Origin of the sequence: Aerococcus sanguinicola, from assembly GCF_008726925.1 — a bacterium.
Taxonomy (GTDB): domain Bacteria; phylum Bacillota; class Bacilli; order Lactobacillales; family Aerococcaceae; genus Aerococcus.
This window is the reverse complement of record NZ_VYWO01000009.1, coordinates 12,245-35,995: the sequence shown is the minus strand read 5'-3', so window position 1 is coordinate 35,995 and position 23,751 is coordinate 12,245. Positions and strand designations below refer to the sequence as shown.

The following is a 23,751-nucleotide window of genomic DNA, read 5'->3' as shown; positions in this document are numbered from 1 at the left end:
TCCCTCTTTATATAGATGGATATAGTTAGCCAATTCTGCTGGTGAATGTTTTCTATTTGAACGCATAAAAACTCCCCCTAAAGTAGTTTACTTTTTTTAGTGTCTACTTTAGGGGGAGCATACCATTGACAGGGTCGCTTTTTACTTATGCATTTAAATCAATTAAGAGCTCTTGGACCAGGATGTCCCCCATAAAGCTGGTGAAGTGTTGGATGCCCTGGGCTTGGCTCAGCCGCTGGACATTGACCAAGCCATAGCCCCGGTCTTGTCCGGCCTTAGCCTTGGTCGACTGGCCCGCCTTCTGGAGAACCGCCCGCACTTGGTCGGGATCCTGGCAGCGGTTGGCCACGCTAATAGAGAGATAGCCTTCCACCGCCTCCACCGCAAAGGTCAGCTCTGCCTGGTCAAAGCCCTCCGACTCTTCAATGGCATTGTCGAGGAGGATGCCAACGATCCGAACCAGGCCCGCCACCCCTTCCTGGATCTGGGGCAGGTCCTCAGCCACTTCGACATGGACTGGGATATCATAGGTCAAGGCCAGGCTCAACTTGGTTTGGACCAGTTCCCGCAAGGCATCATTCGGCAAGTCGGCCAAGTCAAAGATAGGATGGTCTTCCGCTAGGTCCAAGCTGGTCCCGCTGGCCTTCAGCGCCTGGTAATAGCTGGCTAAACCCTCCCAATTCTGGGACTCAATATAGCCCCCGAAGCCCACTAAGAGATTGCGCAAGTCATGGCGAAAGCGCCGCATCTCCTTATATTGTTGACGGATTAAGCGGCCATATTCCGCATCTAGGCGTTGCTCAGCTTGTTGGCGCTCCGCCTGGCGGATTCTTTCTGTCCCCTGGTAGAAAAGAGCTGCCGCAAAAATCAGGAAGACCAATAAGAGCACATTGGTCAGGGCCAAATAAATCCAGGTCGCCGAATTAATGTCCGAGACCTCTTGGAAGTCGCGGACAAAGGCAGGAAAATAAATCAGGAAGGCCAGGCCCACCGTCAGGAGCAGGAAGGTCAGATGGCGGCGGATTGAACCCGAGAAATATGTCCGCCAAAGCCAATCTTCCAAGCGACTGAGCCCCCAGATCAAGGGAATAGAGCCCAAGAGCCAAAGCACAAAATGCCCCAGCCTGCCATAGGGAAGACTTTCAAAGACCAGGTTAAAATAATAGAAATCCTGGCAGGAAATATTAATAAAGACCAGGGCCGTCATGGTCATCACCTGGGTCAGGTCGCGCCACTGCCAGTAGAGCCAGGCCGCCACCAAGAGGAAGTTAAAGGTCATATAGAAATTCAAGGACACAATCAAAGGATTGAGGGCCGTTGACAATAAAAGCCCGTACAAGACCAGGTAGCTGCTTAAAGACCGCTTACCCTTAGCCCAGAACTGGCAGCTGTAGACCACCAAGGCCTGAAAAACAAAATCATAGAGGGTCAAGTGGCTCATTAGATAAGCAAACATGGCCCACCTCCTTAGTTCAAACTAGTTAAAAAATTAATAAAATGTTATATTTATATCACTAAGATATTACTATTATAAGGAGAAACCCTATGCAAAGACAATTAAAACAAGACATTCTTAAAATCCTTGCCTGCAGCGCCAGCCTCTGCTTCTTCCTTAGCCAAGAGGTCCAAGCTGCTCCCGTCGAAACGCCTACCGACGTAGAGGCCAAGGAAAGCCAGCCAGAAGCCCCTGGTCTAGCTGAACCGTCAACCGAGCGCGCCGCAACAGTAGAAAGCCCAGCTGCTGAAAAAACAAGTGAAAAGATAGCCGAAAGCCCAGCGGCCACTAGCGCCCCAAGGAGCAGCCTAGAAAAGAAAGCTGAAAGTGAATCTAAAGCTCAAGAGGCAAGTCCGCGTGCAGAAGCTGGCCAGACCCGTCTGGCCCAGGACACGCCTAAAGCAAGTGGGGAAAGCAAGGCAAGTGCGCCTAAGACAAGTAAGGAAAGTTCGTCAAGCACTTCTCAAAAAGACAAGGCAGCGTCAAGCTCAGCGCCTAAGCCCGCTTCAAAGCTCCGTCAAGCCTACAAACCAGTCATCAGCCGGTCTCACTACTCCCCGCTAATCGACCCCTCCTCAACACCAACCGACCAGCTCCCCTTGCCCTTCCAAGCCCTGATCAAAAAAGGCTTGCCTAATGATAAACTCATCAACTACCCTTATGGTTGGACCACATACAATAAAGGGAAAAACCATACCTTCCCCGCAAACCTAGCCAGCGAGCAGCGGCTCGCCAACCTCACACCACCCAGCGAATGGTTGCGCAAAATCGAACTCTCAGCTGACCAAAAGCAGCTCCTGGTCAGCTACAGCAATCCCAATTTCCAACAAGACCACAAGTGGATTGTCTCTTACGAAGTCAATGACCAGCCCCAAGATCCTGAAAAAGCGTCTAGCCTCATCTTCCACTATCATTTGGACCGCCAGCTCGAGCGGATCGTTGACCACAGCCAAGACCAGGGCCAGGCTGACCTGCCTCCCTACCAAAAATTTAGCCAGGAGGGGTTAAGCGGCCAAGAGGCGGAGAAGCAAGTCGTTACTTACTGGGATCTCATGGGCCTACCTAGAGAGTCCTGGGACCGCTACTTTAGCTTCCCTCTGCGCACGCTCTCTAAATCACCCAAAGGCCAGCACCAGATCATCCCCGAAAAGAGCAACTCTGATAACCACTACCGCTTCACTATCTTGGGGCCCCTCCCCAGTGCCAATGACCGCGACCTCCTCTACGGAATCCAAAACTGGACCCCCAATCCCCAGGACTTCGGTAAGTTACGGGTCTGGCGGCGGATCGACAAGGAGACCGTTCAAGAGCCCCTCTCGCCTCGTCCTGGCATCTTAGAAGATGACCGCTACTACTTCATCGTTGAAGACAAGGAGAATCCCTTCTCTGAATTCATCTACCAAGACCTGCCCCATAGTCCTGAAGGGGCCTCAGATGAGGAACTGCTCAGCTTCGATCCCTACTGGCTTGGCGTCAATTGGAAGCAAATTGAAAATAGCTGGGACCCGATTCTCAACCTCCCTTTTAAAAAACTAACCTATCATAAGATAGATAACCAAGGCAGACTCACCAATCAAATTAGCTGGTCGAAGTTTGTCATCCCCCGAGAGGACAAGAACCAAGTCGACCTCATCTACCAATATTCGGACCGGCCCATGTTGGATACAAAAACCTTCAAAGCCCACTGGCGGGTCTCCAAAGAGGCCCTCGCTGACCAGAAGATGCGCTACCACTACCGCCAGCTCCTCCATTTCACAGAGGAATGGGCACAGAAGAAGCCCCAGCTAGCCTTACAGCCTAAAGTCTTAAGTGATCTCGACCTCATCCTGACCAAGGACACGGACGACCCAGCCCACTACTATGCTAAGGAGACCCAGCGGGAAAAGATCGATGACAAGACAGAACTCATCCACCTCACCCACTACAGGTATGGCGATAAGTTGGTCGGTAAGCTCTACGTGCCTCGAGTGACCTTCCGGAAAGAAGTTTGGCGCAAGGAGATCCTCAGCGAAGACGAGACCTCCTACCAGGTCAAATTCAGCCTGGTCAGCTCAGACCCAGAGAGCAACAGCGAAGGCCTGGAAAAAGTCTTTAGCCTGCCCAAGTCCGACCAGGCAAGCGAAGCCCGGCCCTTCTTCACCCAGGCAGAAAAAATACGTAGCCAGGAGGAAGGCGAGGGCCCTGTCGATATCCCCAATCTCTTCAATATCCTGCCAACTTCCACCGTATTTGAAGGTCCTTATGTTTATCCTGTTCTTTTTGCGGATAATTTCTACGTGTTTAAGTCCCCTAGCCGACCATCCGGCTTCGAGGCCTTCTACTACCAGACTGAGCCTGTCGAAGGGACTTCCGACTATATCCTAACCTTGACCAATATCAGTGGGGCAGACAACCCCTATAATAGGAGCCAACGCCGCTACCGAGTCCAACAATACGGCCTCGAAAGCCCTGTCCCTTTCTTTAGCTATACCATGAAATTCTATACCGATTTAGACCATCCAGACCGGGTATACCGCTATATCGGGGATGACTTTGGCCAGGGGGGTCAGGGAACAGGCGGCCGCCAAGTCCTCACCAAGGAAAAACCTTATGAAGGCAAGCAGGTCAAGCTGCCCGATAAAGACCAGACGCCGGACCCATTAAAAGAAGCAGGGGCTGAAGCCGGTATGGGAACAGACGGCCGCGATGGCATCACTGAGGACAAGCCTTATGAAGAAGGCCTGGTCAACTTGCCGGATCAAGCGCCCACTTCCCAAGCTCCGAATGGAAGGGGTCCTGGTCAAGGAAGCGGGCAGAAGGAAACAAAGGATCCAGAAAAAACGGACCAAGCTTCCCGCCCTGACCAGCCGAACAGCGCCGCTCAGCTCGGTCAGGGAGTGACTTCTCAGGGCAAGCAACCAAGCAAGCCAGACACCCAAAGCGAATCTTGGCTTGACCGGCTCAGCCAAAGCCTTAAAGACTGGATCAACCAACCTAGCCAACGTATCGTTAGACGGCAGACCCAGCTGGCTAAGCAAGACGACCGGCCTGAAGCTGGCGGCTTAGCCCAGCTCATCCAAAACTTCCAGGACCGCTTCCTCCGTCCAAATCCTAGCCAGGAGGCAGATACCGCCCAGGCCCTAGCGCCAGAAGATCGTCCCTTGCGCACCAGACAGGGCCTCAACTTCAAGGAAGCCATCGCCCAAATCTTCCAAACCCCTGTCCAAGCAGCCGAAGAGGAAGGCAGGATTGAAGCTAACCGCCAAGGGGACCAAGGTCAAAAAGGCCTAGCGAAAGCACCGTCCGCTGAAACTAAGCAAGCATCAGAAACTATTCAGTCAAGCAAAGAAAATGAAGAGAAGAAAACGAGCAAGTGGCCATTCGCCGGCCTCCTCGCCCTCTTACTCCTCCCCCTCGCCTATTGGTTGAAGAAGCGCCAATAAGCGATCTAAATAGCTAAAAAAACGACCAGCCTCACTTAGCCAGTCCGACTAAGTAGGGCGGTCGTTTTTAAGTTTTAACGCGGGCACTTGTTGGAATAATTGGCCATGGCCTCCACTAGCTGGTCATAACGTTCCCTAGAGAAGGGAATCGCACTGCCATCGACAAAGGTCAGCTGGCGCGCCTTAGTATCTAACTCCTGAATATTCTCAACATTAGCCAGATAGGACCGGTGACAGCGGACGAATTGCGGATAGTCCGCTTCAATATTCTTGAGGGAATCATAGAATTCAACCAGAGCATCTGGGCCGACAAGGCGGATACGGTGGGCAGGCAGGGTCTCAAAGAAATTAATGGCTGCACTACGGATCACCTGGGTCTGGGCTCCTTTGCGGATGACGAAAGGCGGAAAGCTCTGCGCTTGAACCAGGCTCCGATCATAAGCCGTCTTGATACAGGCAATCATTTTGTCCCGCATCTTGTGCGGGTTATCCTTCAAGATATAATCCAAGGCCTCCAGATGATAGGTCATCGTGAAGGGCAAGTATTCTTCAAAAGCCGTGACAAAGACCAGCTTAGCCTGGGGTTGGTAGCGGCGAACCCTACGCGCCAGGTTGAGACCATCCATCTGGTCGCCCAGGCGGACATCAATAAAATAAAGACTATCTTGTCTAGTCGCTGCCTGCTTGGCATAGCTAACCACCTCAGCCGCCTTCGGAGTCGCGAGAGCCAGACGAATGGGAAGACCTTCTTCCATCACCAGATAGTTCTTCACATAAGCCGTCATTGCTTCCAAATGCGCCGGATTATCTTCACAAATAATAATTTCAAACATTCGCAAGCCTCCTAACCTCTCTATTATAGCATGTTGGTATTCCCCCAGTCTTAGGCGTTTAGGAGTGATTTTAAGCGCTTGGGGAGTGATTATGAGAAGGAATCGAACTTTACCTCTTCTTGCAACTTTCATTGGACAGCTTCCTTTGAAAATAAAAGGCGGTCAACTAGCGCTCAGAGCCCTTGGTTGAAAGTTGGCGGACTGCTACTTGCTTTCAGAAGCTCTTATTGAAAGCTGGCGGACTGCTACTTGCTTTCAGAAGCTCTTATTGAAAGTTGGCGGACTGCTACTTGCTTTCAGAAGCTCTGATAGAAAGTTGGCGGACTGCTACTTGCTTTCAGAAGCTCTGATAGAAAGTTCGAGACTTGCTACTTGCATTTGAACCCCTCCTTCGCAAATTGCCTCCCCTATTTTCTAAAACATTATTATAAATAAAATCTTCTTGATAATGAAAAAAGCTAGCAAGTTACCCCGTACCGTCTTGCTAGCTTGATGATTGATTATTTTATTGATTAGGGGCAGAGCGCTCTCGGTCGCAGACTCTGTCTATCCACACTTGCTGGCTCTGTCTGTGGGTTGAACAGCATCAACCCACACTCGATAGCTCTGTGTGAATGTTAGAAACTTGTTTGGCTCTAACCGTGCGCCCTCACACCCTAGTTGGGTTCGCAAAGGCAGAAAGGGAGTGACTTCAGCAAAAGGGAACGGTCGGCTAAAGCCGTCCTTATCCCTTTTGCCTCCAGTCATCCCTTTCTAAACGCCTTTGCTCTCACCCTGTTTAGTTGGGTTCAGGCTAGCAGAAATAGCTCCTCTTCACCAAAAGCCGCCGAGGACTTTTAGTCTTCTCTGGCTTTTGGCTCCAGAGGTCTATTTCTCCCGCTAGCCTTCACACCCTATTTAGTTGGGTTCGCAAGAGCAGCTTTGGAGTGCTTTCGCAAGTCGGAAACGTGCAAGCGGGGCTTGCCCTTATTCCGACTCACTCCAAGCATCCAAAGCTAACCGCTCTTGCTCTCACCCTTATTTTAATACCAACCGTTGTTGTTCCAGAAGGCTAGGGCGTTGTCCCATGAGCCGTAGCGGCTGGCAACGTATTGGTCAGCCACGCGTTCTTGGTTGGCTGGGGAGTGGTCGCCGCCTAGGTAGCTGGCTGATAATTGGTAACGTCCGATGTATTGGCCGTTAGTTGCTGTGTAGGAGCCGCCTGATTCGCGTTGGGCGATGATTTCTTTAGCAGATGAAGATGAGCCGGTGTAGTTTGAAGCGGCTGGTGCTGCTTGAGCAGGGGCTTCATAGCTGTAAGCTTGTTGTGAAGGTTGGGCAGCTGGTGCGTTGGCATATGAAGTGGCTTGAGCTTGTGGTTGAGCTGTAGCTTGGTCTGTGCTTGCAGCCTCTTGACCTTCAGCCTTGATATTGTGGGCTTTACCGTCTTTATCAACTTCGAAGCTTAATTTTTGGCCAGGTTCGATAAGGTTGGCGTTTTCGATGTCGTTGAGGTCAGCGATTGCGTCAACATCAGCGTTCACTGCTGCTGCGATTACGTTTAAGGTGTCACCCCATTGAACAGTGTATTCTTTAGCATCGCCGTCAACAGTCTTAACGTCTGATTGAACTTGTTCAACTGTACGAGCTACCCATTCAGCTGCTTGAACATCTTGACCTTGAACCGCTTGGAAAGCGAAACCTGCGATTGCAACACTTGCTCCGAAAAGTACCTTGTTAAATTTCATTTGAATAAATTCTCCTTTTTCATCTCTTTTTATCTATATTCTTTCACTTCAGGCTAAGGCACCGTGGCCTTGTCTCGTCGACAAGAAATATCTTAGCACGGCCCCCAAAACAAAAAAAGCCCTCCGACCGACTTGTTAATCAGCCTTAACGACTCTGTTAATAAGTCTGGAGCTTTTGCAATTTCTCTGAAAAAATGTAAAAATCCTGTAATAAAAAGTGGCAGATATTGTCTTTTGTCAGAAATAACATACTGCATTGTGACAAAAATTCCTAAGAAATGATAAAAGAAAAGCCAAGTCCGAAGTAAATCCCCATCAGAAGGGGCTTTGTCGCACTTGGCTGCTTGTAAGAATTGTTATATTGCCTCCTTAAAGGGCCTTGCTGAAGCAATAAACCGGCCGGTCCATGAAGTCGACCAGGTCTTCTTTGAACTGATAACCCACCTTACTATAAAGGTTTTTGTGTTGGGAGATCACATAGAGCTGGCTCTGACCTTGGCTCTTGGCTTCGAGTTCGACCAAGGAGACGAGATGGTAGAAGATCCCTTGGCCGCGGTAGGCCGGGTCAACATAGACGGCCGCTAGGAAGGGGCCATAGTCGAGGTCAGGGACAATGTCTTCCGCTAAGAGGGAGGCAAAGGCCATGAGTCCTCCCTCTGCATCCGTCACGACTAAGACCATTTCATCCGCCTGGAGCTCCTGGTCCGCCAACTTCTCAGCCAGATAACCCCCTCCAGGAAAGTCCGCCTCCTGCAAAAGTTCAATTATATGGGTTGGCGCCTGGTCGCCTGAGCGATAAATTGATAACATAGTTCAAAACTCCTCTCTTCATGCTCATGCCTGTAGCTTAACACGCAGGAGGGCAAAAAGAAAAGCCTGCCCGCTCGGACAAGCAAGTCTTCCGAACGACCAGGCTATAGGCCGAGGAGCTAAACTGCCCCCTGGTCTGCCAACTTCTTATAGGTATAGAAACAAATCCCGAAAAGAATCAGGTTCAAGACAATCACAATGGCAGCGCCAATCCAACCAGCCATAGCGGAGAAAGCACCGAGACCTGCCAGATGCGTTAAGAGCGCATTAACCAAGGGAATAGCCAAGCTGATGGCACAGGCAATAGTGAAGTTGGTCTTGGTCTGGGGATCGATCTGGAAGTCCCGCAACTTCTGCCACTCCTTATAGAAGAGATAAACCAAAACCACATATAATAGAAGATAGACCACATTCATGAGCCGGACAGGCATAGAATGGGAATAAGCGAAGGTCTGCCGCATCTGTTCCACCATCTCAGGGCCCAACATTTCAAATTGGCTAGCATCGAAAGCCTTAGATTGGAAGGATGAAATCGTAGTAATCAATTGAGAAATCACATTAAAAATACTAATGACTAAGAAAAAGATAGCAAAACGTTTTAAGCGCCGGATAAGCACTTGATCTTGGGATAATTCCATAAGGGACCACTCCTTTCTCGAGCTAAGTTAAGTATAACAATTCTGTTGAATAGCTACAATATTCATTCGCACAAAAGCTTCATTTGTACACCGTATCGGTGAGCATCCGTTCCGCTTTTGAATTTGATCGTTAAAAGCCATGGCACCGGCTCGAGCCAAGGTCTCTCGCCTAGCAAATCTCAAACGCTGCGTACGACTAACGTCTACGCACCGTAATTCGCTTTACTTGCTTGTTCATGGCTAACGATCAACTTCAAAGCTCCACTCCTGCTCAAAATTAAAAAATTAGATGACCTAATAATTCTTGAACCACTAATCACTAACAAAAATAAAGAAACAAAAAAGACCAGCTCAGAGCTGGTCATCTCAACTGGGGTAGCTGGATTCGAACCAACGCATAACAGAGTCAAAGTCTGTTGCCTTACCACTTGGCGATACCCCAATAATAATTGAAATGGTGGGAATAGGATTCGAACCTATGAACCCGAAGGAGCGGATTTACAGTCCGCCGCGTTTAGCCACTTCGCTATCCCACCCGACGAATCAATTTGATTTATCGTACTCAATTATAATAACATCTCAGCCTAAGCTTGGCAAGAGCTTTTTGATATTTTTTCGGATTAATTCCTCTCTTGCCTTCTAAAATAGAAGATATTGGCTAGGACGATCATGATAATGAAGGCTAGGGTCAGCAGACCCACCAACTTAAAATCAGTCCAAGTAATGGTCTCCATTTCAGTAAAAGGATTAAAAACTATTAGTGGAAATGAGAGGAGAGGAATACCAATAAGGTACTGATAAAACTTCTTTTTCCCCAATTCTTGACGTTTGTCAAAAACCTGATCAATGACTAATAATGATAATAAGAAGGTTATTCTCGCCAGCCATTGAAACCACCAGCTGACTTCTGCTTGGCTAATCAAAAAGTAAAAATAAAGCAGCCAGGTGAGCCCCGCCAGCCCTTTCCATAATGGCCAAAGCTGTTCTTTTCGCATCAAAGATCTCACACTCCCAAACATATGTTAAATTTATAATGGTAATTATAGTTTAACATATGTTTGTTTTTTTGCCATTGTATAAATAAAAAGCTTCTTATCTCCGATTGGTCGGTTTCCCCCACTTGGCCTGGTATTTAGCTTTCTGATAGGCTTTAATCCGAGGAACAACAATAGCTATTACAGTAAGAACCAGTCCCCAAAACAGATCCGTCTGAGTAAAAGGCCAACCCGTCTCATTAAAAGTTCGGATGAAATAGGCCCCGACGATCATCGTCAGAGTAAGTTTTAAAAGATCTCTTATTTGAATTTTCATTCTTTCTGTCTCTACTTTCTATAAATAGTTTGTTATTTAATTTTAACAAAACATTAAATAACAAACTATTCCCAAATCCCTTCTTTAATATATTTAACCCTTATAATTAATGATGGTAATTTACCAGTCACTTTAAGCTTTTCCTAAGCTTTGGCCCAGGCCTTAGCGCTCGTTTGTGGTCCTGGATATGCTATACTTAATAAGTAAGAATGCTTGTGTCATTCTCTAATTAGCTGATAAGGAGGCCCCGCCATGTCCTTTGACTGGTCATCTATTTTTACCCTGCAACACCTCTTCAATCTGATTGATATCCTGATTGTCTGGTTCCTCTTCTACCAATTATTGAAGGTGATCCGACATACCAAGGCGATCAATATTTTGAATGGGATTTTTGTCTTTATTGTGATTAAGATTCTTAGCTCCGTCTTTCGCTTGGAGACCATCGACTGGATTATGAACAGTATTATCCAGTGGTCGGTTGTTGGGGTCCTCATTATCTTCCAACCGGAGATCCGGCGTGGGCTGGAGCACCTAGGCCAGCGTCTCTTCGCCGCTAAGAGGCAGCAGATGTACACCAACCCCATGGAAGAGATGGTAGAAGAGATTATCGATGCGTCCAAGTACATGGCCAAGCGGCGGATTGGCGCCCTGATCTCAATTGAGCAAGAACAGTCCTTGACTGAATTTGCCAAGACGGGGATTAGCTTGAATGCAGCTGTCAGCTCCCAACTCCTGATCAATATCTTCATCCCCAATACCCCCCTCCACGATGGGGCGGTCATTATCCAAGATGGTGAGATCAGCTCTGCCGCTAGTTTCCTTCCCCTGTCAGAGAATCCTGATATTCCTAAGGAGCTGGGGACCCGGCACCGGGCGGCAGTGGGGCTGAGCGAGCAGACCGATGCCATCACCGTCGTGGTCTCTGAGGAAACCGGTGGCATCTCCCTCACCTACCGCGGACGGATTATCCGCGACCTCTCCGAGGATGAACTCCGTCAGAGTCTGAAAGACCACTTCATTGTGGCCGAAGAACAGTCCGAAAGCAATATCCTAAGCCGTCTTTTCGCTAAAGAAGAGAAGGAAAGCGAGGCGCATGACGATGAATAAAATCTATGACAACAAGTGGCTGACCCTCCTTGTCGCCCTCTTCCTCGCCTTGACCATGTTCGTCTTCGTTAAGGCAGAGCGTTACAACGACAACCCCATTTCTTTCTTCCAGAATGTGAGTGAGAATTCCACCGAAACCATCTCCAATGTCCCTGTCCATATCAAGGGCAATGTCCAAAACTACTATATTACAGGCCTACCTGAAACCGTCGATGTGGAACTGTCAGGGCCAGCTAATCTCATCCAGCAGACCCTTGAGGCTGAGAACTTCAAGGTAGTGACGGAAGACTTGGAACAGCTGGGGCCCGGCCAACACTATATCAAGCTCCGATTGGATGGGATTTCTAAGGAGTTGCACTATAAGCTCTCCCCTTCCAGCGTCAATATCACTATCGCGGAGCTCCAGACCCAGACCTATCCTATCGAGGTTAGGGTCAATTCGGACCAGCTCGCTCCTGACTATGCGGTAGGGAATGTGAGCGTCAACCCTCAATCCGTCACCCTGTCAGGTTCTGGCGACAAGCTCCAAGAGATCAGCCAGGTCTATGTCAATGTCGATATTCCAAGCGATGCCAGCGACTCCTATACAACCAGTGCAACTGTTCTGATTGCCGATAGCCAAGGGCAAATGTTGGATATCAGTGCCGATCCCAAGCAGGTCGAAGTCCAGGTTGATATCCAGTCCAACACCAATACCGTGCCCATCCAGTTCGAGCCGGTCAATGGCCGGGCCGATACCGATTATGAAATTGAACCGCTGACCACCCACAACACGGTCCTATCGGGCGACCCTGCCAGCATCCACCAGCTCAACCGCGTCACAGGCTATGTCGACGTTAGCCAAGTCACTAAGGAAGAAGAGACCCAAGTAGACCTGGAATTGCCCCAGGGCGTCACTTCTATGGAGCCAGCCCAAGTCCGGGTCAAAGTAATCCCCCACCGGCAAAGTCAGGCCAGCAATCCAACGGCTGCCTCTAATTCGCCTTCGACTTCTGCTGGTCGCCAGCGGTCCCAGGAGGCCCGGTCAAGCGCTGGCCGTCAGACTGCCCCCAGCCAGGAACAAGACCCTTCCACTTAAGCCCCAGTTAAAGCTTCACAGGCTGGAACTTTCGTGTTAAGATGACTTGTACAAAAGAAAAAATCCTCGAATAAACCAATATTAAGGAGATTATTCATTATGCGTAAATATTTTGGAACGGATGGTGTGCGTGGTGAAGCCAACCGCGAATTAACACCAGAGCTCGCCTTCAAATTAGGCCGTTGCGGGGGCTATGTCCTCCTCCAACATGCCGGCGAACAGAGTGAGAATCCACGTGTGCTTGTGGCACGCGACCCAAGAATTTCAGGCCAGTTACTCGAACACGCCCTGATTTCTGGACTTCTATCCGTTGGTATCGAAGTCTTCCAATTAGGCGTCATTTCAACTCCTGGGGTCGCCTACTTAACCCGTACCACCGGAGCTACTGCTGGGGTTATGATCTCAGCCAGCCACAACCCCGCAGCGGATAACGGCATTAAGTTCTTCGGGAGTGACGGTTTCAAGCTTTCTGACGACCAAGAATTAGAAATCGAAGCCCTCCTCGACCAGGAAGAAGATACACTCCCTCGACCAAGCAGTGAGGGTCTGGGGACGGTGAGTGAATACTTAGAAGGAGCCTCCAAGTACTTGGAATTCCTCGAATCAACCATCACCTCCTCGCTAGAAGGTATCAATGTCTGCATCGATGCCGCGAATGGCGCGACCTCACCCCTGGTCAACCGCTTATTCGCTGACCTGGAAACCAACTTCCAAACCATGGCCTCATCCCCTGACGGCTTGAACATTAACGATGGGGTAGGGTCTACCCACCCTGAAGCCTTGGCGCAAATGGTTTGCGATAACCAAGCGGACGTCGGCATTGCCTTCGATGGCGACGGAGACCGCTGCCTGGCAGTGGATGAGAAGGGCCGCTTGATTGATGGGGACCACATCATGTTCATCTGCGGCAAGTACTTGAATGAACGCGGGCGTCTGAAGGACAACACCATTGTCGCTACCGTCATGTCCAATCTCGGCTTCCACAAGGCTACCGAAGCCGCTGGTATTCACGTGGAAACCACTAAGGTCGGTGACCGTTACGTGGTCGAAGCCATGCGTGAGAAGGGCTATACCCTCGGTGGGGAGCAATCCGGCCATATTATCTTTATGGAACATAACACCACGGGTGACGGCTTACTCACCGCTATCCAACTCCTCTTCGTGATGAAACAAACCGGCAAGAAACTCTCTGAATTAGCCGATGAAATGCAAACTTATCCTCAAATCTTAGTCAATGTCCGAGTGACCCGCCAAGGTCGCGAGGATGCCATGAAATCTGAGACGGTCCAAGAGGTTATCCAAGCGGTTGAAGCCGAGATGGGCGGCGATGGACGGATCCTCGTTCGGCCTAGCGGAACGGAAAACCTTCTCCGGGTCATGGTTGAAGCCAAGACTGATGACCTGGCCGCTGACTATGCCAACCGCATCGCTGACCAAGTTCGCCAAGAATTTGAAGTTGAATAAGGGCCCCACCCTCTCCTAGACAGGCCAGTCAATAACTATAACAACTTTCCCCTTGCTTGCTTTTTCTCATGGATGAAGCGAGAAAGGGGATTTTTTTGTCAAAAAGTCTTGACAAGCTTTTAATAGAGGGCTATAATACTTGACAATTTGAGCAAAATTTTACTCGCATCCTTTTTGCTTGGCGCCAAGCAGAGGGTCGGCACTTTGATGGTCATCAATGTGCTTTTTTTTGGGAAAAAATAGTTATTTTTGGAGGCTAAAAATGCAAAAAGATAAACCGATTATTGCCCTAGACTTCGATACTGTCGATAAGATGGAGGCTTTTATCCAAAAATTCGAAGGCCAAAGACTCAATGTCAAGATTGGGATGGAGATGTACTATGCCAATGGCCCTGCCCTGGTGAAAGCACTCAAGGCAGCGGGCCACCATATCTTCCTTGACTTGAAGCTGCACGATATTCCAAATACGGTCCACCGCAGCATCCGCGCCCTGACCGAACTAGGAGTGGATATGTTGAATGTCCACGCAGCAGGTGGGGAAGAGATGATGCGCTGGGCCAAGGAAGCCATTAGCCAAGCCCAGCCTGATCCAAGCAAGCGGCCCCTCCTCATCGCCGTCACCCAATTGACATCGACTAGCCAAGCCGCTATGCAGGCCGAACAGTTAACCCAAGCGACCATCGAAGAGAGTGTCGTCCACTATGCCAAGCTCAGCCAAAAGGCCGGACTCGACGGCGTGGTCTGCTCCCCCCTCGAATCCCGGCTGATCAAGGACCAAGTCGGAGCGGACTTCCTCACGGTGACCCCGGGTATCCGCCCCAGCAACTACCAGAGCCAACGCGAAGACCAAGAGCGGATCACAACCCCAGCTAAGGCCAAGGCCCTTGGCAGCGACTACATCGTTGTCGGTCGGCCCATCACCCAAGCTGACGATCCCGTCCAAGCCTACCAAGCCATCACTGCCGAATGGCAAGCCTAAAGCCGCATTGCAATAGAAAAGGAGAATTCACCATGTCACAAGCCGAACAAATTGCCCAAGCCCTCCTCGATATCCATGCTATCTCGCTTCGTCCGAACCAGCCCTTCACCTGGACGAGCGGGCTCAAGTCACCCATTTATTGTGATAACCGTCTGACCATCTCCCATCCTGAAGTCCGTCAGCTCCTCATCGACGGCTTCCTATCAACGATCAAAACTCAGTGCCCAGATATTGAGGTCGTCGCTGGCACCGCAACCGCTGGGATCCCCCACGCCGCCTTCATCGCCCAGGCCCTGGACCTGCCCATGATCTATGTACGCGATAAAGCGAAAGGCCACGGCAAACAAAATGCCATCGAGGGTGAATTCGACAAAGGCGCCAAGGTCCTCATGGTAGAAGACTTGATTTCAACCGGTGGCTCTGTTATCCAAGCTGCCCACCAAGTCCAAGAAGCAGGGGGCCAAGTGGTAGCTGCCCTCGCCATCTTCAACTACCTCCTCCCTGCTAGCCGCCAAGCTTTCGCCAAGGAAGACTTCCCCCTCTACACCCTGTCCGACTTCAAGACCCTGATCCCTATTGCGGCAAAAGAAGATCCTGAAGTAGAAGCCGCCCGGGATGTGCTGGAACAATGGTACCAAGATCCCCAAGCTTGGACCGCCAGCCACAGCGACTAGTCAGTCTTTTCTTTAAGGAGGTCAAACTTGTGAAACGTTCGAACACCAACAGTCAACGCGCCCTTATCGCAGCCATTCTGGCTTCTGGAACGGATGATCTCAATGTCATGTTCCTCGCCTTCTCCATGTCTGCGATTATCGGCCAGCTCGGGATCAACGGCGCCCAGGCCGGCCTCATTGCCACCATCACCAATCTGGGCATGCTGGCCGGTGGCCTGATCTTCGGCATCCTGGCCGACCGCTATAACCGCTTCAAGGTCTTCAAGTGGACCATCCTCCTCTTCTCCTTGGCAACTGGGCTCATCTTCTTCACCCCTAACCTGTCCTACCTCTACCTCATGCGCTTCCTCGCTGGCATGGGGGTCGGCGGTGAATACGGGGTGGCTATCGCCATCATGGCCAGCATCGTGCCTGCCCAGAAGATGGGGCGGGTCAGCTCCCTCAATGGGATTGCCGGACAGATTGGTTCGATCCTTTCGGCTGTCCTGGCCGGTTTCATTGCGCCGCTCTTTGGCTGGCGCGGCCTCTTCCTCTTCGGCCTCCTGCCCCTAATCTTAGTGCTATGGATGGTCTTCGCCATCGATGACCAGCAAGTCTTTGCGGACACCCAAGCCGACCAACAAAGGCAGGCCGCTACTCACAAGCCCTCCATCAAGGAACTCTTCCAGACCGCTGAACTCAGCCGGCAGACCTTGGGCCTCATGCTGATGACAACTGTCCAAATTGCCGGCTACTTCGGGATGATGAACTGGCTGCCTACCATTATGCAGGAAGCCACTGGCCTGAGCGTGAAGGACTCTTCCACTTGGATGATTGCGACCATTGTTGGCATGTGCCTGGGTATGTTCACCTTTGGCCGCCTGCTCGACGCCCGGGGACCCCGATTGGCTTATGCCAGCTTCCTCAGCCTCTCCGCCCTGTCCGTCTATCTCTTCACCTTTGCCCGGACGCCCCTGACCATGGTCCTCGGTGGGGCCATCGTGGGCTTCTTCGTCAACGGCATGTTCGCAGGCTACGGGGCCATGATTACCCGGCTCTACCCCGCCCACATCGCCTCCATTGCCAACAATGTCATCCTCAATGTGGGCCGGGCCGTGGGAGGCTTCTCCTCAGTCGTTATCGGTTGGCTGCTCGACGTCTCCTCTGTTCCCATGGTGATGCTCTTCCTGGCTAGCCTCTACTTAATCAGCCTAGCCACCATGCTCAGCCTGCCCAATCTCAAGGCCGAGAATTACAAGCACCAGCTCCAAGTCTTGGCCCACAACCATTAAGTTAGGACCAGCTCCTATCCCTGCCCTGAGTCACTCCCTTTCGAGTGGCCAGGGCTTTTTCTTACTTTCCTACTATTCCTAATGCCCACTATCGAAAGCGAAAGGGAGGCTATCCAGCACAATTTTTATAGCGATTCCTATTCCTCCTTGCTTATCTAACTAAGATTTCCTCAACTTTTACCGAAAGGTCTAGACATTTATTGCTTTAGAACTTACAATGTAAAGATGTGTACTATAATGAAGAAAGAGGGAATGAAACGAATGATTAAATTGATTGCGACAGCTGAATCCCTGAGCCAAGGCCAGGCCCTGTTGGAAGCAGGCGTCGACTACTTGGTTATTGGCGAAAGCAGCTATGGCCTCCGCTTGCCGGGATATTTTGACCGCGATGAAATGGCCGAAATGATCCGCATCACCCACCAGGCAGGCAAAGAGGTGATTGTCGCAGCCAATGCCATCCTCCACAATGATAAGATCGACCGGGCACGCGACTATTTGAGCCAAGTCAAAGCCATGGGGGCGGATTTACTGATGGTTGGAGATACCGGCTTGATCCAAATTCTCAAGGAAGAAGCCTATCGGATGCCCTATATCTACGATGCCTCGGTCCTCGTAACGAGCCCTGGACAGGTTAACTTCTGGGCCCAGTACGGGGCAGTAGGCGCCTTAGTGGCCCGCGAAGTTCCCTATGTTGAATTAAGAGAGATGGCCCAGGACGCCAAGATCCCCCTCATGGTGCAAACTTACGGGGCCTCCTGTATCCACCAGAGCGGGCGGCTACTCCTGGACAACTATTTTAATTTTGTCGGCAAGGATAAGACAGAAGTTGCCGAGCACGAGCTCTTCCTCTCTGAACCCAAGAAGGACGAAACCCATTATTCCATCTATGAAGATGACCATGGCACCCATATCTTCGCCAACAACGATTTGGACCTTATGATGTACCTGGATGACCTCCAAGAAGCGGGCATCCAACGCTGGTACGCCGACGGGATCTACTGCCCCAGCCAAGCCTTCGTTGAGATTAACCGACTCTTCGCCCAGGCTAGAGATGCCATTGAGGCAGGCCAATGGAATGATGCCCTCGCCCTCCAACTCGACCAAAAAGTTCGCGACCTCCATCCTGACAACCGTGAACTCTCTACCGGTTTCTTCCTCTTCGATAAGGATACCGTCCAATAAGCGCTCAATTAGAAAGGAAATCAGTGTGACACAAAGTGAATTAAAACGTCCCGAGCTCTTAGCACCAGCTGGGACCCTTGAGAAATTAAAGATTGCTATCCACTATGGAGCCGATGCCTGCTATATCGGCGGCGAAGCTTACGGCTTAAGAAGCCGGGCAGGCAATTTCGACTTCGATGAGATGCAGGAAGCTGTGGACTATGCCCACAAGCACAATGCCAAGGTTTACGTAGCTTCGAACATGGTCACCCATGTCGGTGATGAAGAAGGTGCCGGAGACTTCTTCCGCACCATCCGTGATATCGGGATCGATGCAGTCATTATCTCCGACCCTGCCCTCATGCAGATCTGCGCTAGCGACGCGCCCGGGCTCGAAATGCACCTCTCCACCCAACAATCAGCCGTCAACTATGAGACCCTGAACTTCTGGGAAGATGCTGGACTCACCCGCTGTGTGCTCGGCCGGGAAGTCTCCATGGCAGAAGTTGCTGAAATCCGCCAAAAAACCAATGTAGAAATTGAAGCCTTCGTCCATGGGGCCATGTGTATCTCCTACTCTGGCCGCTGTACCCTCTCCAACCATATGGCCCACCGCGACGCCAACCGGGGCGGCTGCTGCCAGTCCTGTCGTTGGCAGTACGGCCTCTACGACATGCCCAAACTAGGCCAACGCTACATGGTCGGCAAGGGAGAAGAAGGCACAGATATCGACGAACCCTTTGCCATGTCAGCCGTTGACCTCTCCATGATCAACCACATCCCTGACATCATCCAGAACGGGATCGACTCCTTGAAGGTTGAAGGCCGGATGAAGTCCATCCACTATGTCTCAACCGTCATCAACGTCTACCGCAAGGCCATCGACGCCTACCTCGAAGATCCCGATAACTACCAAGTCCAACAAGAATGGATTGACGAACTCTGGAAGTCCGCCCAACGCGAATTGGCCACCGGCTTCTACTACGGGCGCCCAACTGAGAACGAGCAACTCTTCGGCAAGCGCCGCCGGATCCCCCGCTACCAATTCGTAGGTGAAGTCCTAGACTATGATCCAGCCAGCCAAATTGCCACCATCCAACAGCGGAACAACTTCGGCGTCGGCGACCTCATCGAATTCTACGGCCCCGGCATGCGCCACTTCCAACAAGAACTCACCGCCATGCGCGACGAAGACGGCCAAGCCATCGACCGCGCCCCCCACGCCATGCAAATCGTCAGCATGAAAGTCAACCAACCCGTCAAGGCTCATGATATGATCCGGAAAGAAAGATAAAGAACAGGGTGTGAGCAAAGGCGGTTAGAAAGGGATGACTGGAGACAAAAGGAATAAGAGCGGCTCTTAGCCGATCGTTTCCTTTTGCTGAAGTCACTGCCTTTCTGCCTTTGCGAACCCGACTGAGGGTGTGAGGGCGCACGGCTAGCTTCCTTTCACTGGAGCAAGTCACCAGAGCAGTCTCATAGACTGCGGCGGAGACTTGTGAAGTGACAAGGAAGCTGCGCGGCCGAACCCGATTAAAGGACCAACAAGCTAGCAAGACCCTTGCTAGCTTGTTTTCATTATGGGGGGAGCCCAGTCAGCTTGCCTAGCAGAGCTTCAACTTGCTAATTGGAGCCCTGTTAGCTAGTTGCTAGCATCCTACTCGCTAACGGAAGCTTTGTTCGCTAGTTGCTAACAACCTACTTGCTAATAGAGCCCCTCTCCGCTAATTGACCCCAGCCTACTTGCTAATAGAAGCTCCCTTCGCTAGTTGTTCCCAGCCTACTTGCTAATAGAACCTCCCTTCGCTAGTTGACCCCAGCCTACTAAGCTAATAGAGGACGCATTCACAACTTTAGCATACATATAGACTCTGCAGTGCCCAAGACCCAAACCATCCCCCTAAGTACAAACCGGCAAACCGACTGCAACAGCGAAACAGCAGTCACTAAAACCACTTATCAAAGAAGCCAAACTAAAAAGCTCCGAATCCAAGCCAAGCAAAGCTTTGAATTCGGAGCTTTTTTCATTTCGAGCCAACTTTTTATCACATGTTAATACCCCATATGAATCTCCGTCGCGGTCTCTTCATTGAACTGACTGTTATAAAGGTCCGCATAGAAGCCACCCTGGGCAAGGAGTTCATCATGGGTGCCGTGTTCGATAATATCCCCCTGCTGCATGACCAGGATCATGTCGGCATTGCGGATGGTGGACAAGCGGTGGGCGATCACGAAGGAGGTCCGCCCCTGCATGATCTTATCCATAGCTTCTTGGATCAATTGTTCCAAGCGGGTATCGACGGAAGATGTGGCCTCATCGAGGATCAGGATATTAGGATCCGCAATCACCGCTCGGGCGATGGTCATCAGCTGCTTCTGGCCGAGCGAGACGTTCGAGGCTTCTTCGTTAATTTCCATCTGATAGCCACCTGGTAGGGTCTGGATGAAGTGGTCCACATTGGCTACCTTGGCCGCTTCAATGACTTCATAGTCGCCGGCGTCCAAGTTACCGAAGCGGATATTCTCCATCACGGTATCATTGAAGAGCCAGGCATCTTGGAGGACCATACCGAAGTTTTGCCGCAGGTCTTCACGGGAAACATCCTGGATGTTGACCCCGTCTAGTTCGATGCTGCCGCTGTCAATATCGTAGAAGCGCATCAAGAGGTTGATCAGGGTCGTCTTGCCTGCCCCGGTCGGTCCCACGACCGCCACCATTTGCCCTGGCTTGACCTCGAAGTTCACGTCCTTCATCAATGGACGGTCGGGATCGTAACCGAAGCGGACGTGGTTGAAGCGGACATGGCCTTTGACCGGTTGAGGGAGGGCCTGGTCTTCACCCGCTGAGCTAATCTCCTCCTCATCCAGGAAGCTAAAGATCCGTCCTCCCGCTGCGAAGGCGCTCTGGATCAAGCCAGACAATTCGGTAATCTGGTTGATCGGTTGGTTAATCTGCCAAACATAGTTGAGGAAGGCTTGGAGGTTACCCACGGTCAGCGCCCCCTGGAAGCTCTTTAGCGAACCGAAGAAGGTAATCACAATATAAGAAAGATTAGAGATAAAGCTGAGTAAAGGTTGGAGAATGGTCGACAAGAAACTCGACTTAAAGCCGATATCGCGCAATTGTTGATTGCGGTTTTTGAATTCTTCAATCGATTCCGCCTGGCGGTTGTAGACCTTAATCTCGGTAAAGCCGGATAAGTTCTCCTGGGTATAGCCAAAGAGATGGCCCAGGGCATCGGCTTGTTGCTTAAAGATGGGCTGGGAATAGTGGATCACCCGCCGTGCGACCAGATAGCTTACCGGCAGCATCACCAAGCTAATCAAGGCCAATTGCCAATCAAGGAGCAGCATGGAAATCACGGCTAAAGAAATTTGCAAGACCCCAATAAAGAGCTGCATGGCGGACTGCTGCATGGCATTGGAAATAGCATCCACGTCATTGGTCATCCGGCTCAGAATATCCCCAGTTTGGTTCTGGTCGAAATAAGCCACTGGCAGGCGGTTGGCCTTACGCGAGATATCCTGGCGCAGGTCATACATGGCATCCTGGGTAGCATTGGTTAGGAAATAAATGCCCAGGTATTGGCCCGCTTGGAAGAAGAGCCCCCGTACCAGGTAAATGGCTAGGATCCGAATCAAGTAAGGGAAGTTAATCCCTGCGCCAGGGACCCCCTTGACCATATCCATGACATTGTTGGCCACTTCTGTAATCGCCAAGCCGAGGACAAAGGGTTCTAAAGCATTGGCGACAGACATCACGACAGTGGCGAGAATGGCCAGCCAGAATTGCAAGCGGTAGGGCCGCAGATAGGTCCAAATCCGCTTCATGAGTTCACTAGATTTCATCGCGCTAATTCCTCCTCACTAAGTTGGGATGAGGCAATATCGTAGTAGAGTGGGGATGTTTTGAGGAGTTCCTGGTGGGTTCCCCTTGCGGCAATCTCCCCATGGTCGAGCACAATAATTTGGTCCGCATGCATGATCGTTCCCACACGCTGGGCCACAATAATGGTCGTCGCCCCCTTGGTCTCTTCCTGGAGGGCTTGGCGGACAGCCGCATCGGTCTTATAGTCCAAGGCGGAGAAGGAATCATCGAAGATATAGATCTCCCGCCCCCCAATAATGGACCGGGCAATGGACAAGCGCTGCTTCTGTCCCCCCGATAGGTTGCTGCCGCCCTCAGCCAGGTGGGTATGGTAGCGGGTCTCTAAGCGCTCGATAAATTCACGGGCCTGGGCAATGGACGTGGCTTCATCCATATCATATTCCGTCGCATCGGCCTTGCCGTAGCGTAAGTTATCGGCAATTTCCCCGGTAAATAAGTTCGCCTTCTGCGGGGTAAAGCCGATCTTGTCCCTTAAGACAGCCAGGTCCAAGTCCCTTACGTCCACCCCATCAACTAGGATAGCGCCCTTGGTCACATCGTAGAAACGTGGAATCAACTTCACGATGGTTGACTTCCCTGAGCCGGTTGACCCGATGAAGGCCACCGTTTCGCCTGCCTTGGAGCTAAAGGAAATATCTCTCAAGACCGGCTCTCTGGCATCCGGATAAGCAAAGTCCACATGGCGGAATTCTAAACGCCCGCTGCCATCGGTTTCCATGACGGGTTGGTCAGGGTTTTCAACCGTAATGGGCGTATCCAAGACTTCCTGGAGGCGGCCAGCCGACACCACCGCCCGGGGATACATCATATAAATATTGGCAAAGAGCATGAGGGAGATCAGGATATGGAAGGCATACTCGATGAAAGCAAAGAGATTACCCACCTGGAGCTGGCCCTGCTCAATATAGCGTGAGCCCACTAGCATAATCATAATAATCGTAATATTAATGAGGAAACTGAAGACAGAAGGGGTCACTGCCACCAACTTGAAGAGCTTCTTGGTCAGCCCTTTGTAGAGGCTGGCTACCTTGGCGAAACGCTTCTCAAAATAAGCTTGGCGGTTGAAAGCCCGCACAACCCGGGTCCCCGTAATGTTCTCCCGCAAGCTCTGGTTGATCCGGTCCAAACTTGCCTGCTGGTCTTCCGAGATGGGCAGGGTCAACTTGGACATAAAGAGGACCAAGAGTAGGATAATCGGCACAATGGGGATAATATAAGCCCCTAATGCCGGCGAAATGGTCGTAATCATAAAGATCGACGCCGCAATCATCAAGGGCGAGGTCATACCTGTCCGCAACATAATTTGCGTAAACTGCAAGAGAATAAAAGCATCCGTGGTAATCCGTGTCGTCAACGATGGCACCCCGAGTTCTTGGAATTCATGGTGCGACAAGGTCTGCATCTTCGCATAGACATCATTGCGGATCTTCATGGTCATATCGTTAACAATCTTACTGATAAAGTAAGAGGCCATCAGCTGACCCACCACCCCAACTAGGGCAAAGACGAGCATATAAGCCATATAACGGTAGAAAACCGACAGATTACCTGCGACAATGGCATGGTCAATAATAAAAGCGACCATAGTGGGTAGGCCTAGAGTCACCGCCACAAAAGCGGACATCCCTAGAAACAACATCAATAAGTCGCCAGGATATTTCTTCAAATACTGCCAAATAAACTTCAAAACGTAACACCCCTCCATTAAATATAATCGCGGAGCTCTCGACTTTAGCTCGCCTAGTCATTATAGGGGCTCAGCAGCAAAAGTTCAAGCATGCCCTCCGAAAACTTTAAGCAAAAAGAAAAAGGCTGGCCTTTCCACAGCTCAGCCTCTTTCGACTATCTTTCAATTGGAGGAGAAAGATATGAAGAAAAGTTTATTTGGGTTT

The 23,751-nt window shown here is 50.7% G+C and carries 17 protein-coding genes and 2 tRNA genes; 9 read left to right on the top strand and 10 right to left on the bottom strand.

Annotated features, from left to right (window positions below):
- Nucleotides 1-145: 145 nt before the first annotated feature.
- Nucleotides 146-1,456, bottom strand: coding sequence for a sensor histidine kinase (locus tag F6I03_RS09510; protein ID WP_070431568.1), 1,311 nt, complete (start codon nt 1,454-1,456; stop codon nt 146-148).
- A gap of 89 nt (nt 1,457-1,545) precedes the next feature.
- Here F6I03_RS09510 and F6I03_RS09505 point away from each other — a divergent pair, with 89 nt between their 5' ends.
- Nucleotides 1,546-4,917: a hypothetical protein gene (locus F6I03_RS09505; protein WP_070431567.1), complete on the top strand. Its 3,372-nt coding sequence runs from the start codon at nt 1,546-1,548 to the stop codon at nt 4,915-4,917.
- Between the two features lie 74 nt (nt 4,918-4,991).
- On the opposite strand, the gene F6I03_RS09500 is transcribed toward F6I03_RS09505, so the two are convergent.
- The 7 genes from F6I03_RS09500 to F6I03_RS09470 all read right to left on the bottom strand — a co-directional run bounded on the left by F6I03_RS09500 (nt 4,992) and on the right by F6I03_RS09470 (nt 9,920).
- The gene (locus F6I03_RS09500) at nt 4,992-5,750 is read right to left on the bottom strand and encodes a LytR/AlgR family response regulator transcription factor (protein WP_070431566.1); all 759 of its coding nucleotides are present in this window, start codon (nt 5,748-5,750) and stop codon (nt 4,992-4,994) included.
- A 1,022-nt stretch (nt 5,751-6,772) separates the two neighbouring features.
- Nucleotides 6,773-7,477 carry a LysM peptidoglycan-binding domain-containing protein gene (locus F6I03_RS09495; RefSeq protein ID WP_070431565.1) on the bottom strand — a complete coding sequence of 235 codons (705 nt, stop codon included), beginning with the start codon at nt 7,475-7,477 and terminating at the stop codon, nt 6,773-6,775.
- A 369-nt stretch (nt 7,478-7,846) separates the two neighbouring features.
- On the bottom strand, nt 7,847-8,287 hold the full coding sequence (locus F6I03_RS09490; protein ID WP_070431564.1) for a GNAT family N-acetyltransferase: 441 nt from the start codon (nt 8,285-8,287) through the stop codon (nt 7,847-7,849).
- 119 nt (nt 8,288-8,406) lie between these two features.
- Nucleotides 8,407-8,925 carry a hypothetical protein gene (locus F6I03_RS09485; protein ID WP_070431563.1) on the bottom strand — a complete coding sequence of 173 codons (519 nt, stop codon included), beginning with the start codon at nt 8,923-8,925 and terminating at the stop codon, nt 8,407-8,409.
- A 370-nt stretch (nt 8,926-9,295) separates the two neighbouring features.
- Nucleotides 9,296-9,367: transfer RNA gene (locus F6I03_RS09480), tRNA-Gln, on the bottom strand.
- A 13-nt stretch (nt 9,368-9,380) separates the two neighbouring features.
- Nucleotides 9,381-9,461: transfer RNA gene (locus tag F6I03_RS09475), tRNA-Tyr, on the bottom strand.
- Between the two features lie 84 nt (nt 9,462-9,545).
- Nucleotides 9,546-9,920, bottom strand: coding sequence for a hypothetical protein (locus F6I03_RS09470; RefSeq protein WP_070431562.1), 375 nt, complete (start codon nt 9,918-9,920; stop codon nt 9,546-9,548).
- Between the two features lie 568 nt (nt 9,921-10,488).
- Here F6I03_RS09470 and cdaA point away from each other — a divergent pair.
- The 8 genes from cdaA (at nt 10,489) to F6I03_RS09430 (ending at nt 19,264) form a co-directional block, all read left to right on the top strand.
- Entirely contained in the window at nt 10,489-11,343 is an 855-nt protein-coding gene (gene cdaA, locus F6I03_RS09465; RefSeq protein ID WP_070431560.1) for a diadenylate cyclase CdaA, read from the top strand.
- Entirely contained in the window at nt 11,330-12,421 is a 1,092-nt protein-coding gene (locus F6I03_RS09460) for a YbbR-like domain-containing protein (RefSeq protein ID WP_070431559.1), read from the top strand. The genes cdaA and F6I03_RS09460 overlap by 14 nt, the downstream gene beginning before the upstream one ends.
- Nucleotides 12,422-12,520: 99 nt before the next feature.
- Complete coding sequence (gene glmM, locus F6I03_RS09455) at nt 12,521-13,885, top strand: phosphoglucosamine mutase (protein WP_070431558.1); 1,365 nt, start codon at nt 12,521-12,523, stop codon at nt 13,883-13,885.
- A 262-nt stretch (nt 13,886-14,147) separates the two neighbouring features.
- Nucleotides 14,148-14,864 carry an orotidine-5'-phosphate decarboxylase gene (pyrF, locus tag F6I03_RS09450; protein WP_070431557.1) on the top strand — a complete coding sequence of 239 codons (717 nt, stop codon included), beginning with the start codon at nt 14,148-14,150 and terminating at the stop codon, nt 14,862-14,864.
- 32 nt (nt 14,865-14,896) lie between these two features.
- Nucleotides 14,897-15,538 carry an orotate phosphoribosyltransferase gene (gene pyrE / locus F6I03_RS09445; RefSeq protein WP_070431556.1) on the top strand — a complete coding sequence of 214 codons (642 nt, stop codon included), beginning with the start codon at nt 14,897-14,899 and terminating at the stop codon, nt 15,536-15,538.
- 29 nt (nt 15,539-15,567) lie between these two features.
- On the top strand, nt 15,568-16,809 hold the full coding sequence (locus F6I03_RS09440; RefSeq protein ID WP_070431555.1) for an MFS transporter: 1,242 nt from the start codon (nt 15,568-15,570) through the stop codon (nt 16,807-16,809).
- A 252-nt stretch (nt 16,810-17,061) separates the two neighbouring features.
- The gene (locus F6I03_RS09435) at nt 17,062-17,991 is read left to right on the top strand and encodes a peptidase U32 family protein (protein ID WP_371325724.1); all 930 of its coding nucleotides are present in this window, start codon (nt 17,062-17,064) and stop codon (nt 17,989-17,991) included.
- Between the two features lie 7 nt (nt 17,992-17,998).
- Nucleotides 17,999-19,264 (top strand): peptidase U32 family protein, encoded by a 1,266-nt coding sequence (locus tag F6I03_RS09430; RefSeq protein WP_224788519.1) that lies wholly within the window; start codon nt 17,999-18,001, stop codon nt 19,262-19,264.
- Between the two features lie 758 nt (nt 19,265-20,022).
- Here F6I03_RS09430 and F6I03_RS09425 read toward each other — a convergent pair.
- On the bottom strand, nt 20,023-21,819 hold the full coding sequence (locus F6I03_RS09425) for an ABC transporter ATP-binding protein (RefSeq protein WP_070431552.1): 1,797 nt from the start codon (nt 21,817-21,819) through the stop codon (nt 20,023-20,025).
- Nucleotides 21,816-23,546, bottom strand: coding sequence for an ABC transporter ATP-binding protein (locus F6I03_RS09420; protein WP_070431551.1), 1,731 nt, complete (start codon nt 23,544-23,546; stop codon nt 21,816-21,818). The genes F6I03_RS09425 and F6I03_RS09420 overlap by 4 nt, the downstream gene beginning before the upstream one ends.
- Between the last annotated feature and the right edge of the window lie 205 nt (nt 23,547-23,751).